A 1,411-nucleotide genomic window follows, 5' to 3' on the forward strand; every position below is an offset into this window, starting at 1 on the left:
GGGTTAAGTAGCAGAAAGTGTGTCTGATCCTCCGCGTTCACCCTGATAGGACCGTATAAATCGCCCAGATATAAGGCCCTAGACCCTATACGGGACCGGTAGTGACTCAATCCACCGGAACGGCACCCACATGTGCTAGCCGGAAATTGGTGTGCTTGCCAGATGGCAAAAAACAGACCACGGTGCCCTGTGTGCGCAGGGCATATGAAGAAAAACGGCACAACATCCAAAGGCACAACCAGATGGCGATGCACCAACCCCAACTGCGGAAGCTCCACAACCCGCACCCGAACTGACCTGACCCAGACCAGCGACTTCACAGCGTTCCACTCCTACGTCACCGGCACAGCCACCCTGGCCCACGTCGCCAAGCAACGCGACATCAGCCGCTGGACGCTTACCCGCCGCTTTGCACCGTTCTGGCTCATTGACGTACCCAACACCGGCCAACCCCACCGCGTCTACGACCAAATCTTCATCGACGGCACCTACACCGCCGCCGGATGCTTGCTCATCGCAGCCAGCCACGACCACGTCATTGCCTGGCACTGGGCCCAACGCGAAACCGCCCACGCCTACACACAACTACTGAGCATGATCGCCGAGCCACTATGCGTTGTCCTCGACGGTGGCCAAGGTGCTTACACAGCAATCAAAGCCTGCTGGCCAAATGCGCTCATCCAGCGCTGCCTGGTCCACGCTCAACGAGTCATCCGCCGCTACACCACCTCACGCCCACGCACCGACGCCGGCAAAGCCATCTACGCATTGGCACTGACACTGACTCAGATCACCACCCTTGACCAAGCACGCGAGTGGACCCTGCGCCTGCATGACTTCGGGCAGGTATTCGCCTCGTTCCTCAACGAGAAGACACGAATACCACCGCAACGCCGCACCCTCAATAAGCAGTGGGAATGGACCCACCCGCGAGTACGCAAGGCCTACAACTCGCTGCTGCACCTGACCCGCAACAACTGGTTGTTTACCTACCTGCAGCCCCCAGAACATGCTCTGGAACCTCAACGGTGGGTATCAACTACCAACAGCCTGGAAGGCGGCATCAACGCCCAGCTCAAACGCATCGCCGATGCACATCGTGGCAGGTCCGGAGAGCGGCAGAGGAAAATGCTGGAGTGGTACCTGCACACCAAAACACACATGCCTGACGACCCACTAAGAATCGCCAGGCAGTGCAATTTCGGACAAGATCCACTCGCCAAAGTCAACGATCTCGTCCTAGAAGACCACAACGACGCCGACCTGGAAACCGGACGCCCAGCCCTCTACGACAACGCTATCCCAACCGAGTACGAACACTCGATAGGAATTCGGAAAGGCCCCCTGAAGTAGCAACCAGTGTGCCCGGCAGGCGACACGCCGAGCGGACACACATTTTGCACCTTAACCC

General features: G+C 58.6%; 1 protein-coding gene. It reads left to right on the forward strand.

Going from position 1 to position 1,411, the window contains the following annotated elements:
• Nucleotides 1–162: 162 nt before the first annotated feature.
• Entirely contained in the window at nucleotides 163–1,353 is a 1,191-nt protein-coding gene (locus tag FHE74_RS10555; RefSeq protein WP_139466468.1) for an IS1249 family transposase, read from the forward strand.
• Nucleotides 1,354–1,411: the final 58 nt, after the last annotated feature.

This window comes from Corynebacterium tapiri, from assembly GCF_006334925.1.
Lineage (GTDB): Bacteria > Actinomycetota > Actinomycetes > Mycobacteriales > Mycobacteriaceae > Corynebacterium > Corynebacterium tapiri.